Here is a 15,051-nt window from a genome sequence, read left to right on the forward strand (position 1 = left end):
AAAACATAAACCTAAATGGGGAAACGCACTCCGCCATCTTACTCCAGTGTATCGTTACTTTTAGTTTAGTCGATGTCAGCCGTTTTCGCTGTTTATCACGACATTTGTTATCACAACAAAGGGCTACGCATGCTCCGCTTACCAACACAAGCTCGGCAGACCGATATTCCCCCGCCAGTACACGTCCCTGCTCTAAGGGGAAAATGCCAAAATAAATATTTTGGCGTTTCGTTGAGATAACACACTATTTATAGTTATAGTTATAGTTATAGTTATAGTCTATCCGTCACCCATGTTTCAACGCTAGATAGCGCTGAAGGTAAAGCTGCAGGGTTTTTCCCACCGGCTTGTGCCATATCAGGACGCCCCCCCCCTTTACCACCGACCTGCTGAGCAATAAAGCCAATCAACTCACCGGCTTTAACACGATCGGTCAAATCCTTCGTGATACCGGAAATCAAACTGACTTTATCCTCTGAAACAGTTGCCAGCACAATGATGGCTGAACCGAGCTGGTTCTTCAGATCGTCCACCATAGTACGCAATAATTTCGGGTCGGTGTTATCTAACTGTGTTACCAACAGTTTCGCACCTTTGATCGCTTTCGCCTTCGAGGAGAGCGAGGCACTTTCCTGGGCTGCCTGCTGTTCTTTCAACAGTTGCAGCTCTTTTTCCAACTGACGCGTACGATCCAGCAAGGAACGCACTTTTTCCGCCACGTTATGACTGTCGCCTTTGACCAGTTGGGTCACATCCTGCAATACGTCACTTTGACGATGCAGCGCTGCCAATGCCCCATTGCCCGTTACGGCTTCAATGCGTCGAATGCCCGCCGCAGTACCTGATTCAGAGATAATCTGGAACAAACCGATATCCCCGGTACGTTTGGCGTGCGTACCACCACACAGCTCAGTGGAGAAATCACCCATGGTTAATACACGCACATGGTCTTCATATTTCTCGCCGAACAGTGCCATTGCACCTTTCGCTTTTGCTTCCGACAACGCCATCACGTTAGTGTCAACGTCGTGGTTACTACGAATCTGCGCGTTGACAATATCTTCGACCTGACGAATTTGCTCTGCCGTCATGGCTTCCGGTTGCGAGAAGTCAAAGCGCAGGTAGTTATCGTTAACCAACGAGCCTTTCTGCGCAACGTGATCGCCCAGTACCTGACGCAGTGCGGCATGCAGTAAGTGAGTGGCGGAGTGGTTAAGACGAATACGATCGCGACGTTCACTATCGACGTCAGCATTTACCGTATCATTGACGCGCAGCGTACCCTGCGTCAGAGAACCTAGATGACCGATTGCCTGGCCAAACTTTTGGGTGTTCCCAACGGTAAAGAGCACGTTGGCATTATGTAGTGTCCCGGTATCACCAACCTGACCGCCCGATTCACCATAGAACGGTGTTTCGTTGAGGATAACCACGCCCTCTTCACCGGCATTGATAGCATCCACGGCTTGCCCGTTTTGATAGAGCGCGATAACCGTAGCCTGCTGCTGCGTCTTGTCGTATCCCGTAAACGGCGTGGCGACATCTACACGAATCAGGGTGTTATAATCGACACCGAACCCGCTGGTTTCACGCGCGCGCTGGCGTTGTGCTTCCATCGCACGCTCAAAACCGGCCTTATCCACCGTCAGCTCATGCTCACGGCACACGTCTTCCGTTAAATCGAACGGGAAACCGTAGGTGTCATACAGACGAAACGCCGTCTCACCGTCCAGCACGTTCCCTTTCAGGTTTTTGATCTCGTCGTCTAGCAGGCTAAGGCCGCGTTCCAGCGTACGAGCGAACTGCTCTTCTTCCGCTTTCAGCGCCTGTTCAACGGCTGCTTGCTGCTGTTTCAATTCATCAGCCGCGCCCATGACCTGAATCAATGGCGCAACCAATTTATAGAAGAAGGCGTCTTTGGCACCGAGAAAATTACCATGACGCACCGCGCGACGAATAATACGACGCAGCACATACCCACGGTTTTCGTTAGATGGCATCACACCATCTGCGATCAGGAATGCGCAGGAGCGGATATGGTCAGCGATAACGCGCAAGGATTTGTTGCTCAAATCCTGCGTACCAATAATGCGCGCCGCTTCTTGGATCAATGTGGTAAAGACATCGATCTCGTAGTTGGAATTGACGTGTTGCAATACCGCAGTAACACGCTCCAACCCCATCCCAGTATCAACAGACGGTTTAGGCAACGGCACCATGGTGCCATCAGCCTGACGGTTGAACTGCATAAATACCAGGTTCCAGATCTCGATATAGCGATCGCCATCTTCATCCGGGCTTCCCGGAGGGCCGCCCTGAATGTGGTCGCCATGATCGTAAAAAATTTCCGAACACGGACCACACGGGCCAGTATCGCCCATCTGCCAGAAGTTATCAGACGCGTATTGACCGCCCTTATTGTCGCCAATACGGATAATGCGCTCGGCGGGTACGCCGACTTCGTTTGCCCAGATGTCATAGGCTTCATCGTCGGTGGCATATACCGTTACCCATAATTTCTCTTTGGGCAGGTTAAACCATTGCGCACCGGTCAGCAGTTCCCATGCATATTGAATGGTATCACGCTTGAAGTAGTCACCGAAGCTGAAATTACCCAGCATTTCAAAGAACGTGTGGTGACGCGCGGTGTACCCGACGTTGTCTAAATCGTTATGCTTACCGCCTGCACGCACGCAGCGCTGTGACGTGGTAGCACGCACATAGTTGCGCTTGTCCAGCCCCAGGAAAACATCCTTGAACTGGTTCATTCCCGCGTTGGTAAACAGCAATGTCGGATCGTTATTCGGCACCAGCGAACTACTGGAAACGATCTGGTGTCCTTTACTCTGGAAAAAATCGAGAAACGCTTGACGGATCTCAGCGGTGCTCTTGCTCATAATTGTCCTGGAATGAAACTAAAAAACAGATCGTGGGCAAGGCTAGTGCAGCAGAGTGACGCTACCCGTGCAACTCACGAACAAAAAGTGGGAATAAGATAAATTTTCTTCGGAGGGAAGTAAAACACCGGATGCATTCAATGCGAAAAATTCGTATAAATGTCCTGAATTTCATCATGCGAAAAGCCACGAGTTAACAAGTATCGCTGCTGTTTTGCTTTTTCTTTCCAGTCAATTGGCGGCACATCACCAAATTTACGCGTTGCGACCTGCTGCGCTAAGGCAAACCAGTCAATTTCACATTCCAGCAATACGGATGGAATGACAGAACGCGAAAGACCTTTCTGACGTAATTCCGCCACAATACGCTGAGCGCCATAGCCCTTTCGGCTTCGCCCTTGCAGGTAGCGCAGAGCAAATCGCGCATCATCCAACCAGCCGTGCTCATGACAATATGCCAAGGCAGCATCAATATCCACAGCGTCAAATGCCGGATCAACGCGAGCCGTCAACTTGCGACGTAGCTCCCCTTCGCTGTGATCGCGAACCGCTAACAGGCGCATGGCGAGGCTTTGTTGAATAATTTAAGATACTGATTTATATAAGCATTATAAAATTTCAACGACTAATTTTTCCTCTCGGAATGCTTTTTATTGTGCTAACTATTTGATTTGTCGTTCTAACAAAATACATTCTCTGTAAATGCATTCTAACTAAAGAAGATGTAAATCAAACGGTTAAATTATTCAACAAAGCCGCATGGCGATAGTAAGTGCGTTGGCAGAAGGAGTGAGAGTGTAAAAAGATCTGTGTAAATGGCATTTTGAGGAAAACCTTCAGAGGACAAAAAATGCCTATCAGCAACGAACTTATTGACCAACGCCCCATTCCCACTCGAAACGCAACAAAACGGTAGAGGCTTACGGTGCGTGTCAAGGTAGTTGTCGCCCCAGTTAATTCATACGGCCTGTTTTTCCCGTTCCGGATTTAGCCACACTTCGTCCTGCCGCTCCCAGTTTCTTGTTGGCCCTGACCAACGATGCGGGTTCTGCATTTTTGCTGCCTCATACACCGATTTTCGCTTTACCAGCAACTGGCTGTCTTCGCCTCTGTGCCGCTGGCCCGGCGTGACATACCGGATACCGCTATGGCGATGTTACTCGTTGTACCAGCCGACGAAGGTTTCCACCCAGGCTCGCGCATCTTCCAGCGTTGCAAAGCCTTTTTCAGACCATGCAGGCACGTATTTCAGCATCCTGAACAGCGATTCCACGTGGGCGTTGTCGTTGCTTACCCGCGGCCGACTGTGTGACGGGGTTATCTTCAGCTCCGCAAGCTTCACCTGCAGCACCTGTGACTTCATCGGTGCACCGTTATCCGCATGCAGTACCAGCGGCTCCTGCCAGCAGCGCTCGCTTCAGCAGTTCTGCTGCATACTCGCCGCTTTCGACCGGGTACACCTCATAACCCACTATTTTGCGACTGAACACATCTTCTATGAGATACAGGTAGAACCAGTGACCCGCCGTCAGCGACTTCAGCCAGGTGATGTCCCACGACCACACCTGGTTCGGCGCGATCGCCTTCCATGTCGACAGCGGCTTACTTTGCGGGGCCTGCTGACGCCCGCGATGGCTGACCTCTCCGGCACGGCGCAACACCCGGTAAAACGTCGATTCACTGGCAACGTAACGCCCCTCATCGGCTAGTGCCGGTACGATTTGCGCCGGCGACAGACTGGCGAATCGTGGCTCATGGCAGATGGCCAGCACCTGCTGTTCCTCTTCAGCACTGAGCCTGTTTTTCGGCATCGGCCGTGATGCCGTCGGTCGCCGGTCGTCAGGACTTAGCCGCCAGCGCTGGAACGTCCGCTCGCTAATACCTACAGACCTGCAGGCATCGCTTTGCCGGACGCCGGCAGTGGCAGCCTCCTCCAGCATCTTCATCAGCCGTAACCTGTCGGCTGTGCGCGTCATTCGACCTCGCGTTCTTCGTCGAAGAACGCCTTGAGCTTTTTTTCCAGGATGAGCAGTGCCGCCGCTTCGGCGAGGGCTTTGTCCTTGCGGGCTATTTCACGATTAAGCTGCTGAATTTCTTTTTGCTGTTTCTTTATTAAGGCTCTTTCTGCACGCTGACCTGGCTGCATAAACTCGTCCTTCCACTGCTGAATCTGTTCAGGATAGAGGCCTTTACGGCGACAGTATTCAGCCACAGCATGAGCAGAAAGCGGCGCGGTTTCAACGATAACGGCGAAGCGCGCATCCTGAGACCACTCCAGGTGGAGTTTACTCTCACTGGCTGCCGACTGAGTCGGAATTCCAGCCTGAGACCGCCAGCCATAAAGCGTATTGGCGGGAATGCCTTCCAGGCGGGATATCTGGTAAATAGACTGACTATGCGGCGGCAACATTCTGGCGATCACAGCCGCTTTACGTTCTGGCGAATAGCTTCCCATGAACAGCTTCTACAGCCCCCTAGATTTTTTTCACTCAGAGGCGACAACTACCCTGACATGGGGGGCTTATGCCACCAGTAAGTGCGTTAAAAATACCTCATTGGGGGAACGATAGCCCAGCGATTTTCTGCCCCTTGTATTGAGTATGTGTTCGAGTTCGGCAATCTTACGATGACTGACCTGACTGAAGTCTGTTCCCTTTGGGTAAAAACGTCGTATCAGCCCGTTGGTGTGCTCATTCAAGCCCCTCTCCCAGGAATGATAAGGATGGGCAAAGTAGACCTGCGCCCCTGTGATTTGAGTAATTTGCTCGTGCAGAGCGAATTCAGGGCCGTTATCAGCTGTTAGGGTCTTATAGCCAACCGACTTAAAAATGATTACATCCTATGCCCTGATATGCGGCAAAGAAGCATAGCTGGCTGTTATCAAAATAATGTCGCTTGGCTATAAACTTGCAAAAGGTATTAGCTTCAATGTCCCTGAAAGCAGCAACCACAGTCTCCGCACGCTTATTAGGCAGTTTGCGAATGATGACGGTTTTCAATGCGTTATCTACGATGGTTAACAAGAATGACTTCTGGTCTTTGCCAAAAATAGTGTCAATTTCGAAGTGGCCAGGCTCCTGTTTAAGCTCGGCTTGAGCTGGGCGATACTCTATACCAACACGGTTGGGAATAGGGCCTGATTTGAGGTTTTCGGCATTGTACCGGCTTTGTTGAATAATTTAAGATACTGATTTATATAAGCATTATAAAATTTCAACGACTAATTTTTCCTCTCGGAATGCTTTTTATTGTGCTAACTATTTGATTTGTCGTTCTAACAAAATACATTCTCTGTAAATGCATTCTAACTAAAGAAGATGTAAATCAAACGGTTAAATTATTCAACAAAGCCCATTGTACCTGTAACGTTTTCCCCGATGAGGAAGTTGCTGATATAGCTCCCCGCCAGCCTGTCTCTCCTGCAGGATATAGCGATATAGCGTATTCTTGCTGACAGATATAGCCAACCGACTTAAAAATGATTACAGCCGATGCCCTGATATAGCCAAGCGACATTATTTTGATAACAGCCAGCTATGCTTCTTTGCCGCATATCAGGGCATCGGCTGTAATCATTTTTAAGTCGGTTGGCTATATACCGAATTCCAGGTGCAAACGGCCACTGATGATTTCAGGTGAAGAGTGAGTGGAAAGCGCCTGCCTGATGAAGTTCTGAATGTGTGGCTCCAACTGGTAAAAAGCATTGTTTGGCAGAGGCTTATGACGGCGTCCCCGGGCCAGAGTGTCCGCCCTTCTACAGCAGTAGACACCATTGAAAGTAGGGTCGGTATTGCGTCTGAGTTCCCTGCTGATGGTCGAGCGAGGCAGAGCAAGCTCTCTGGCAATGGTAGCTTGGTTGACACCTTCACCACGCCGCTTTTCGATGTAGAACCGTTCTTTCTGAGTCAGATGTTTTCCCTGCATGCAACAGGCTCTCCAGTATGGCCAGAACGGTGATTTTATCCGACTCTGGCAAGTGGGTCACTTTGTTGCGTTTCGAGTGGGAATGTGGCAGAACGGTGATTTTATCCGGGTCTGGCCAGTGGGTCACTTTGTTGCATTTCGACTGGGAATAGGCCAACCTGCTTCAGGATTACCACTCCCCTCAGGAGCTTCTGGGTGAATCAGGCCTACTCAAGGAGCTGACTAAAAGACTGGCGGAACGGGCTCTTCAAGCTGAGATGGAGATACACCTTGGATATGCTAAGCATGACCCGGCTGGTAATAATTCAGGCAACTCCCGCAATAGCAAGACATCCAAGAGCGTACGTAGCCAAAATGGGGCGCTCGAGCTCGATATTCCGCGCGACCGCAACAGTACCTTCGAGCCGACACTGATCGGTAAGCACGAAAAGCAGCTTAACGGCTTCGATGACCGCATTATTTCTCTCTATCCCAGAGGGCTATCAACCCGTGATATTCAGGCTCACTTTAAAGAAGTCTACGGGGTCGATGTTTCCGCTGGCTTCATTTCTCAAGTGACCAATGCCGTGATGGATGACGTTAAGCGCTGGCAGCAACGGCCGCTGGATGCGTTTTATCCCATTGTTTACCTTGACTGTATTGTGGTCAAAAGCCAGGACGGCGGAGCCGTGACCAACAAGTCTGTTTACTTGGCTCAAGGCATCAACGGCCAGGGCGAAAAAGAGCTGCTGGGGCTATGGATAGCCAAAACCGAGGGGGCCAAGTTCTGGTTATCTATAATGACAGAACTGAAAAATCGTGGGCTACAGGACATCTTCATCGCCTGCTGCGATGGCCTGAAGGGCTTTCCTGATGCCATTGAAGCTGTTTACCCGCATACGCGGGTACAGCTCTGCATCGTGCATCAGGTGCGGAACTCGCTGCGCTACGTCGGCTGGAAAGAGCGTAAAGCCGTTGCTGCTGACCTCCGCACTATCTATAGTTCCGCAACGCTAGAGGGCGCTGCAGAGGCCCTGGATGCCTTCGCGGCCAAATGGGATGAGCAGTTCCCGACGATCAGCCCATCGTGGAGAAATAATTGGGAACGTCTCATCGTCATTTTTGATTTTCCGCCGGAGATCCGCAAGGTTATCTACACCACCAACGCGATAGAGTCGTTAAATGCTTCATTGCGCAAGATAACGAAAACGCGACGAATATTTCCAACGGATGACTCGGTGCTAAAATTATTCTATCTAGCCTTGCATAATATCTCGGCTAAATGGACCCTACCAATCAGAGACTGGAAACCGGCTATGAGCCAATTCATGTTGATGTATGGAGATCGGATTTCCGGTTAAGCGATGGAGCCATTTACACGAAATTCTTTACAGACTCGAAGGAGTTGATGGTGTCATTGAAGGTACATGTTGGTGAGGGAGCACGACAAACGGTGGATACCGTTTGTCGTGCTCCTTTCAAGTGACTTAACGCGTTTTAAAATTCGCCGTTATTTTCATTGCCTGCGGTTTCTGCATCATCGTAGAAACCCGCTTCGCTTGCTGGCGCAGGCACATGATCTTTATTGTGCAGCAGCATTTCACGCAGCTTTTTATCCAATTCGGCCGCCACTGCCGGGTTTTCTTTCAGGTAATTGCAAGCATTCGCTTTGCCTTGCCCGATCTTGTCACCGTTGTAGCTATACCAGGCACCCGCCTTCTCAATCAGCTTATGTTTCACGCCAAGATCGACCAACTCACCGTGGATGTTGATCCCTTCGCCGTACATAATCTGGAATTCAGCCTGTTTAAAGGGTGCCGCCACTTTGTTTTTCACCACTTTCACGCGGGTTTCGCTGCCCACCACTTCTTCTCCATCTTTAATGGAGCCAATGCGGCGGATATCGAGACGTACAGAAGCATAAAACTTCAGTGCGTTACCCCCGGTGGTGGTTTCCGGGTTACCAAACATAACGCCAATTTTCATACGGATCTGGTTGATAAAAATCAGCAGCGTATTCGCCTGCTTCAAGTTACCGGCCAGTTTACGCATCGCCTGACTCATCATGCGAGCCGCCAGCCCCATGTGCGAATCACCGATTTCACCTTCGATTTCCGCTTTCGGCGTCAGTGCCGCCACGGAGTCGACGATGATCACGTCAACCGCGCCTGAGCGCGTCAACGCATCACAAATTTCTAACGCCTGCTCGCCGGTGTCAGGCTGAGAACACAGCAGGTTATCGATGTCTACACCCAGCTTTTTGGCATAAATCGGATCGAGCGCATGCTCAGCATCGATAAATGCGCAGGTTTTACCTTCACGCTGTGCGGCGGCGATAACTTGCAGCGTTAATGTGGTTTTACCTGACGATTCTGGTCCGTAGATTTCAACGATGCGCCCCATTGGCAGCCCACCGGCCCCCAAGGCAATATCGAGTGACAGAGAGCCGGTAGAGATCGTTTCAACGTCCATTGAGCGATCTTCGCCCAGACGCATGATAGAACCTTTACCAAATTGCTTTTCGATCTGGCCCAGCGCAGCCGCCAATGCCTTTTGTTTGTTCTCGTCAATAGCCATTTCTACTCCTGTCATGCGGCGTAACGCTCTCGCTACAAGGCCGCGCGCTTTATGTGACTGACACTGGTATGTAATCAAACAGGCGTGTCACCGAATCATTAACAGCATTATACTGTATGCGCATACAGCATCAAGATTATTTTTGCAGAAATCCATCCAAAAGCATCTGAAGTGCGAAACGCACGGCCTGAAGTCGCACAGCATGCCTGTCGCCAAGAAACAGCATTTCACGCGCCAGTAGGTTACCGTGCTTGTCGCACCAGCCAAACCAGACGGTACCAACGGGCTTTTCATCAGAACCGCCTTCAGGGCCTGCAATGCCGCTAACAGAAAGTGAATAATCAGCCCCCGCTGCGCGCAAGGCACCCTGCGCCATTTCCCGCACAGTTTGCTCACTCACCGCGCCGTATTGGGTAAGCGTTTGTTCACTAACACCGATGAGGCGCTGTTTTGCCTGATTGCTGTAAGTGACAAATCCATAGTCAAACCAGCCGGAACTGCCAGCGACATCAGTAATCGATTTCGCTATCCAGCCTCCCGTACAGGATTCTGCACAGGTCACCTTTGCACCCAACGCCGTCAGGCGCGCGCCAATCTGAGCGCTTAACTGCAAAATCTCGGTTTCCATGTTCACTCCACGTTTCCACGCTGATTGAGGGTATCGCATCACAGCAAGCGTGTTGCTTAATAGTGAAATAAGGGTGTTTCGGTGATTGAAGTAAATTTTACGCTGTTCTGAGATGGAAATTCCAAAGACCGGCGCTAAGGAGTAAGAAGGTATCATCAATAAAGGGTCTACGAGTCCGTAAAATTTGGGTCATGCAACCGAGGCGCTTGATACCCGCGATGGCGTGTTCAACTGTAATACGGATGCCCGAGATTATTTTATTTTCTTGTTTTTGTTCAGGCGATAAAGGTCTTTTTCGAGTTCCTTTTTTTGGGATTTGTGTATTAGGATGCTGTTTATCTATACCTTGAAAACCGGTATCTGCCCAGATGGTTACCTCAGGAGGAATATGGCGAATTATATCGACTTTATCGAGTAAGCGTTTATCGTGACGGCGCCCATTTTTGCTCATGGGGATAAATCCAATTTGCCTTGTTTCGTCAGTCATAATAAGCCCTTTTCGAGTGGTCTGTCTTTTCTTTCCCGAAGGCTTTGTTGAATAATTTAAGATACTGATTTATATAAGCATTATAAAATTTCAACGACTAATTTTTCCTCTCGGAATGCTTTTTATTGTGCTAACTATTTGATTTGTCGTTCTAACAAAATACATTCTCTGTAAATGCATTCTAACTAAAGAAGATGTAAATCAAACGGTTAAATTATTCAACAAAGCCTTTCCCGAATACATTTTTTTTCGCCGACGCAGATTCTTAGGCTTTTGGACAGGTCGCTCTGTCCCATCAATAAAGACGTCTTTAACTCCAGGAAAGGCGCGAAAAAATTCCTCAGCAGAGCGAATTTGACGAGCGGGCAAAACACATTCTCGCCCCAAGGTCATCTCTAAAACCGGCAATAATATTTTTACCCAGCGACATACCCAGTCGCTTGGCTATATATGCCTTCATCAGTGCCCCGCAGACCAGCGATGAGGTCATCCGTCTGTCCACCTGCCAGCCCACTATCTGCCGGGAGTATAGCCAAGCGACATTATTTTGATAACAGCCAGCTATGCTTCTTTGCCGCATATCAGGGCATAGGATGTAATCATTTTTAAGTCGGTTGGCTATACCATCGCCAGAGAGCTTGCTCTGCCTCGCTCGACCATCAGCAGGGAACTCAGACGCAATACCGACCCTACTTTCAATGGTGTCTACTGCTGTAGAAGGGCGGACACTCTGGCCCGGGAACGCCGTCATAAGCCTCTGCCAAACAATGCTTTTTACCCGTTGGAGCCACACATTCAGAACTTCATCAGGCAGGCGCTTTCCACTCACTCTTCACCTGAAATCATCAGTGGCCGTTTGCACCTGGAATTCGGTATATAGCCAACCGACTTAAAAATGATTACATCCTATGCCCTGATATGCGGCAAAGAAGCATAGCTGGCTGTTATCAAAATAATGTCGCTTGGCTATACAAATCCATAATAGCCGCCAGATACAGCCAGCCTTCACCGGTCTTCAGATACGTGATGTCACTCGCCCACACCTGATTTGGCCCCGGCGGGTTAAAATTCTGGTTCAGCAGGTTTGGGGCCACCTCTGCACCCGGGCGGGGTTTTGTCGTGACCTTATAAGTCCGGCGCTGTCGGCAGACCAGCCCCTCTTCCTGCATGAGTTTCCTCACCCGCCAGCGGCTGATTATGATGCCTTCTCCACGAAGCCTTTTGACCAGCGTCCGGCTTCCTGCTCCCTGCCTGCTGGCGGCGAACAGCGCCTTTAACCTGACCCGGACCTCCACGTCTTTTTGCAGCGGTTCGGCGGGCTTTTTTCGCCATGCATACCAGGCAGAGGCCGTCACACGCATGACCCGACAGAGTGTACGAACGCTGAAGTCAGTGGCATTGTCGAGAATGAACCGGTATCTCACCACATATGTTTCGCGAAGAAGGCACTCGCCTTTTTTAGTATCTCCTTCTCTGCACGTAACTCTTTGTTTTCCTTTTGTAACCGTTTTAACTCTGCACGTTCATCATCGCTGAGTACGCCGTTGCTCTGCTCGCGTGCCAGCGAGACCCATGTATGCAGGGTTTTGTTGCTTATGCCCAGCGATGCTGCTGCCCTGGCTATCGTATAGCCCTGCTCTGTTACCAGGGCAACGGCTTCCTTTTTAAACTCAGGGGTAAATTGTCGTTTATGGTTCACTAAACACCTCCGTTTTGGATGTAAGTTTAGTGTCCTGATTATTCAACCACTACAGTTTTCCATTGATGTTCTAAACGAAGGGCTCTTACCCACCGGCTAATCGCTGAAAGACTGACGTTCATGGCTTTCGCGGCTTCCTGGTAGGTATAATTTTGGTCAAGGACTAATTTGGCGGTTTCACATTTAAATTCAGCAGTAATTATTTTACTCATTTTGGCACCTATAAAAATTATGAGGTAAGCATATCACCTCTACTTAGGTGGCCAAATTCAGTATGCCACTACAGGCAGAACGGGTTGCTGGCCTGCGAGCAGCTGGATGCTATAGCCAACCGACTTAAAAATGATTACATCCTATGCCCTGATATGCGGCAAAGAAGCATAGCTGGCTGTTATAAAAATAATGTCGCTTGGCTATAGTGCTCTGATCCGGCGATCCCCTGAAAGTTCGATTTATTCAACAAAGCCAAATAATCTGTGTAAATGGCATTTTGAGGAAAACCTTCAAAGGATAACAAAATGCCTATCAGCAACGAACTTATTGACCAACTGCTTCAAGATTGTCACTCCCCTCAGGATCTGCTGGGTGAATCAGGCCTACTCAAGGTGCTGACTAAAAGACTGGCGGAACGGGTTCTTGAAGCTGAGATGGAGATGCACCTTGGGTATGCTAAGCATGACCCGGCTGGTATAGCCAAGCGACATTATTTTGATAACAGCCAGCTATGCTTCTTTGCCGCATATCAGGGCATAGGATGTAATCATTTTTAAGTCGGTTGGCTATATCGACTGGTCATGGCTGTCGATGGATGGTTGTATGACGAAGTCACCGCTGGCAGGCTCAAAAAAACAGGACGGAATCCCACAGACCGGGGGAAACAGGGTGTAAAGCGTAGCCTGATGACCGATGCGAACGGGCTTCCCCTCTCTCTGGTTGTCTCAGGGGCAAATACCCACGACATAAAGCTGGTTGCTGATACTCTCGACGCCCTTCAGACGGGCAGACCCGGCAGAAAGCTCCGCCTCTGTCTGGACAAAGGCTATGAAGCCGGATGGCTGGAGGCCTGTCTGAAAAGTCGTCGTTACGAACCTCATATCCAGTCAAGGAAAGAGGAGTCGGAAGCCATCAAAAACACGGATTTTAAAGCTCACCGCTGGGTAGTGGAGAGAACGCACAGCTGGATGAATCGCTTTCGTCGGGTTCTGACTCGCTGGGAGAAGAAAGTCGAAAATTATGAGGCGATGCTGCATTTTACCTGCGGCATCATTGCCTGGAATAAAATCCTATTGGGATAGGTTCTAACGAGGAAGTAAAAAAGGAGCGTATCAAATACGCTCCTTTCAGTCTGAAATTGCTACTGTTTATTGTGCCAACAGATAAAGCGTTGTATTACCACGCAGCACATTCAGCGCCAACACCGGAGGCTTGCTGTCCAGAATTTTACGCAGTTCACCCAAATTCTGCACCGGCTGCTGGTTCACACCAAGGATCACGTCATCCTTCTTCAAGCCGATTTTCGCGGCCGCCGAACCGGCTTTCACCTCGTCTACCTTGACGCCTTTCTGACCGTCGATTTCGGTGTTGCTAAGCGATGCGCCACTGATCCCCGTGTAGAGATTACCGGAGGCGACCTGTGTCTGGTTGGTCTGCTGCAAGGTCACTTCTACCGTTAGCGGTTTGCCTTCACGCAGCAGCCCCAGCTTGACCTTGCTACCGACGGGCAAGGAACCAACCTGTGCACGCAGGGCCGCAAAGCTGCTGATCGGTTTATCGTTCAGCGTCAAAATGACGTCACCGGCTTTGATGCCTGCTTCGTCTGCGGCGGACTTCGGCCTGACCTGGCTGACAAATGCCCCGCGCTGCGCGTCCACTTTCATCGCTTGCGCCAGATCGGAATTGAGCTCGGTGCCGGTAATGCCCAGCTCACCGCGTTTCACGTCGCCAAACTCAACCAATTGCGCGGTCAGGTTTTTCACCATGTTGCTTGGAATGGCAAAGCCGATACCAATGTTTCCGCCATCCGGTGCCAGAATCGCGGTGTTCAAGCCGATAAGCTCACCGTTGAGATTAACCAGCGCCCCACCGGAGTTGCCTCGGTTGATCGCCGCATCGGTCTGGATGAAGTTTTCATAATTCTCGATGTTTAAACCGCTGCGTCCTAATGCCGATACAATACCGGACGTCGCCGTTTGGCCTAAACCATAGGGGTTACCGATTGCCACGGTATAGTCACCCACGCGTAGCTGATCGGAATCGGCGATCTTGATGGCAGTCAGATTTTTAAAATCAATCAGTTGAATCAATGCGACGTCGGTACGCGGGTCTTTGCCAATCACTTTGGAATCATACTTACGCCCGTCGTAAAGCCGCACCTGAATCTTGTCGGCGTTGTCGACCACGTGGTTATTGGTTACCACATAGCCTTTCTCTGCGTTGATCACTACGCCAGAACCCAATGCCTGGAAGTTCTCACGTTTTGCGGGTGCGCCCTCTTCTCCTTCGTCTTCAGCCCCCTGACAAATCGGGGAGTTTTGGAAGGGCGATCCCTCCTGACAGAACGGCGAATTCTCACCGAAGAAAGGCTGCATCTGCTGCGGAATATTGCTGCGCTTGACGTCGGTATGCCCTTCAATGGAGATGCTGACGACGGAAGGCATCACTTTATCGAGCATCGGAGCCAGACTTGGCATCTGGCTGGATGTCGATACTACCGCCTCAGTCGCCGCAAAGACCTGCCCCATGCTCATTGCCAGGCTCAGCGCCAATGCACTCAGAACCAATGATTTTCTTTTCATGATCTCTTATCTCGTCGTATCAACAGGTGAATCCCACGTCGCCGAACCTGTTTACCATCCCGCCC

16 protein-coding genes and 5 pseudogenes are annotated in these 15,051 nt (G+C 50.1%); 5 read left to right on the forward strand and 16 right to left on the reverse strand.

Going from position 1 to position 15,051, the window contains the following annotated elements; all coding sequences use genetic code 11:
• Positions 1-272 precede the first annotated feature (272 nt).
• From alaS to ACQGXV_RS03560, 6 genes and pseudogenes are all read right to left on the reverse strand, one after another.
• Positions 273-2,897: an alanine--tRNA ligase gene (alaS, locus tag ACQGXV_RS03535; RefSeq protein ID WP_440864899.1), complete on the reverse strand. Its 2,625-nt coding sequence runs from the start codon at positions 2,895-2,897 to the stop codon at positions 273-275.
• Between the two features lie 137 nt (positions 2,898-3,034).
• On the reverse strand, positions 3,035-3,460 hold the full coding sequence (locus ACQGXV_RS03540) for a regulatory protein RecX (RefSeq protein WP_440864900.1): 426 nt from the start codon (positions 3,458-3,460) through the stop codon (positions 3,035-3,037).
• Positions 3,461-3,855: 395 nt separating this feature from the next.
• Positions 3,856-5,352 (reverse strand): annotated as a pseudogene (locus tag ACQGXV_RS03545) (IS3 family transposase).
• A 66-nt stretch (positions 5,353-5,418) separates the two neighbouring features.
• Positions 5,419-5,730 carry an IS30 family transposase gene (locus ACQGXV_RS03550; RefSeq protein ID WP_440867201.1) on the reverse strand — a complete coding sequence of 104 codons (312 nt, stop codon included), beginning with the start codon at positions 5,728-5,730 and terminating at the stop codon, positions 5,419-5,421.
• The gene (locus ACQGXV_RS03555; protein ID WP_440864901.1) at positions 5,720-5,920 is read right to left on the reverse strand and encodes a hypothetical protein; all 201 of its coding nucleotides are present in this window, start codon (positions 5,918-5,920) and stop codon (positions 5,720-5,722) included. The genes ACQGXV_RS03550 and ACQGXV_RS03555 overlap by 11 nt, the downstream gene beginning before the upstream one ends.
• Positions 5,921-6,238: 318 nt before the next feature.
• Entirely contained in the window at positions 6,239-6,364 is a 126-nt protein-coding gene (locus ACQGXV_RS03560; protein WP_440864902.1) for a hypothetical protein, read from the reverse strand.
• On the opposite strand from ACQGXV_RS03560, the gene ACQGXV_RS03565 reads away from it, so the two are divergent.
• Positions 6,345-6,479 carry a hypothetical protein gene (locus tag ACQGXV_RS03565; protein WP_440864903.1) on the forward strand — a complete coding sequence of 45 codons (135 nt, stop codon included), beginning with the start codon at positions 6,345-6,347 and terminating at the stop codon, positions 6,477-6,479. The two genes, ACQGXV_RS03560 and ACQGXV_RS03565, sit on opposite strands and share 20 nt — an antisense overlap.
• Positions 6,480-6,488: 9 nt before the next feature.
• Here ACQGXV_RS03565 and ACQGXV_RS03570 read toward each other — a convergent pair whose 3' ends face one another.
• Positions 6,489-6,821, reverse strand: a complete 333-nt coding sequence (locus tag ACQGXV_RS03570; protein WP_440864904.1) for a helix-turn-helix domain-containing protein — start codon at positions 6,819-6,821, stop codon at positions 6,489-6,491.
• Positions 6,822-6,979: 158 nt separating this feature from the next.
• Between ACQGXV_RS03570 and ACQGXV_RS03575 the strand changes: the two genes are divergently transcribed.
• Positions 6,980-8,161 (forward strand): IS256 family transposase, encoded by a 1,182-nt coding sequence (locus ACQGXV_RS03575; protein ID WP_440867203.1) that lies wholly within the window; start codon positions 6,980-6,982, stop codon positions 8,159-8,161.
• Positions 8,162-8,297: 136 nt separating this feature from the next.
• Here ACQGXV_RS03575 and recA read toward each other — a convergent pair whose 3' ends face one another.
• From recA to ACQGXV_RS03615, 8 genes and pseudogenes are all read right to left on the reverse strand, one after another.
• Complete coding sequence (gene recA / locus ACQGXV_RS03580) at positions 8,298-9,377, reverse strand: recombinase RecA (RefSeq protein ID WP_222157889.1); 1,080 nt, start codon at positions 9,375-9,377, stop codon at positions 8,298-8,300.
• A 136-nt stretch (positions 9,378-9,513) separates the two neighbouring features.
• Entirely contained in the window at positions 9,514-10,005 is a 492-nt protein-coding gene (gene pncC / locus ACQGXV_RS03585; protein WP_440867205.1) for a nicotinamide-nucleotide amidase, read from the reverse strand.
• A gap of 97 nt (positions 10,006-10,102) precedes the next feature.
• On the reverse strand, positions 10,103-10,561 hold the full coding sequence (locus ACQGXV_RS03590) for a transposase family protein (RefSeq protein ID WP_440867207.1): 459 nt from the start codon (positions 10,559-10,561) through the stop codon (positions 10,103-10,105).
• A gap of 132 nt (positions 10,562-10,693) precedes the next feature.
• Positions 10,694-10,900, reverse strand: a complete 207-nt coding sequence (locus tag ACQGXV_RS03595) for a hypothetical protein (protein WP_440864905.1) — start codon at positions 10,898-10,900, stop codon at positions 10,694-10,696.
• Positions 10,833-11,243 (reverse strand): hypothetical protein, encoded by a 411-nt coding sequence (locus ACQGXV_RS03600; protein ID WP_440864906.1) that lies wholly within the window; start codon positions 11,241-11,243, stop codon positions 10,833-10,835. Before ACQGXV_RS03600 ends, ACQGXV_RS03595 begins: the two co-directional genes overlap by 68 nt.
• A gap of 211 nt (positions 11,244-11,454) precedes the next feature.
• Positions 11,455-11,919, reverse strand: a pseudogene (locus tag ACQGXV_RS03605) (IS3 family transposase); the annotation flags it as partial.
• Positions 11,913-12,191 (reverse strand): transposase, encoded by a 279-nt coding sequence (locus tag ACQGXV_RS03610; protein WP_440863532.1) that lies wholly within the window; start codon positions 12,189-12,191, stop codon positions 11,913-11,915. The pseudogene ACQGXV_RS03605 and the gene ACQGXV_RS03610, both read right to left, overlap by 7 nt.
• Before the next feature lie 53 nt (positions 12,192-12,244).
• A pseudogene (locus ACQGXV_RS03615) lies at positions 12,245-12,403 on the reverse strand (transposase); the annotation flags it as partial.
• An 84-nt stretch (positions 12,404-12,487) separates the two neighbouring features.
• On the opposite strand from ACQGXV_RS03615, the gene ACQGXV_RS03620 reads away from it, so the two are divergent.
• The 3 genes and pseudogenes from ACQGXV_RS03620 to ACQGXV_RS03630 all read left to right on the forward strand — a co-directional run.
• A complete protein-coding gene (locus tag ACQGXV_RS03620; RefSeq protein ID WP_440864907.1) occupies positions 12,488-12,610 on the forward strand; it encodes a hypothetical protein in 123 nt (40 codons plus the stop codon).
• A gap of 99 nt (positions 12,611-12,709) precedes the next feature.
• Positions 12,710-12,880, forward strand: a pseudogene (locus ACQGXV_RS03625) (IS256 family transposase); the annotation flags it as partial.
• 94 nt (positions 12,881-12,974) lie between these two features.
• Positions 12,975-13,486: pseudogene (locus tag ACQGXV_RS03630) on the forward strand (IS5 family transposase); the annotation flags it as partial.
• A gap of 66 nt (positions 13,487-13,552) precedes the next feature.
• On the opposite strand, the gene degP reads toward ACQGXV_RS03630, so the two are convergent.
• A complete protein-coding gene (degP, locus tag ACQGXV_RS03635; RefSeq protein ID WP_440864908.1) occupies positions 13,553-14,986 on the reverse strand; it encodes a serine endoprotease DegP in 1,434 nt (477 codons plus the stop codon).
• Positions 14,987-15,051: the final 65 nt, after the last annotated feature.

Origin of the sequence: Symbiopectobacterium purcellii (genome assembly GCF_052050035.1) — a bacterium.
GTDB classification, from domain to species: domain Bacteria; phylum Pseudomonadota; class Gammaproteobacteria; order Enterobacterales; family Enterobacteriaceae; genus Symbiopectobacterium; species Symbiopectobacterium purcellii_A.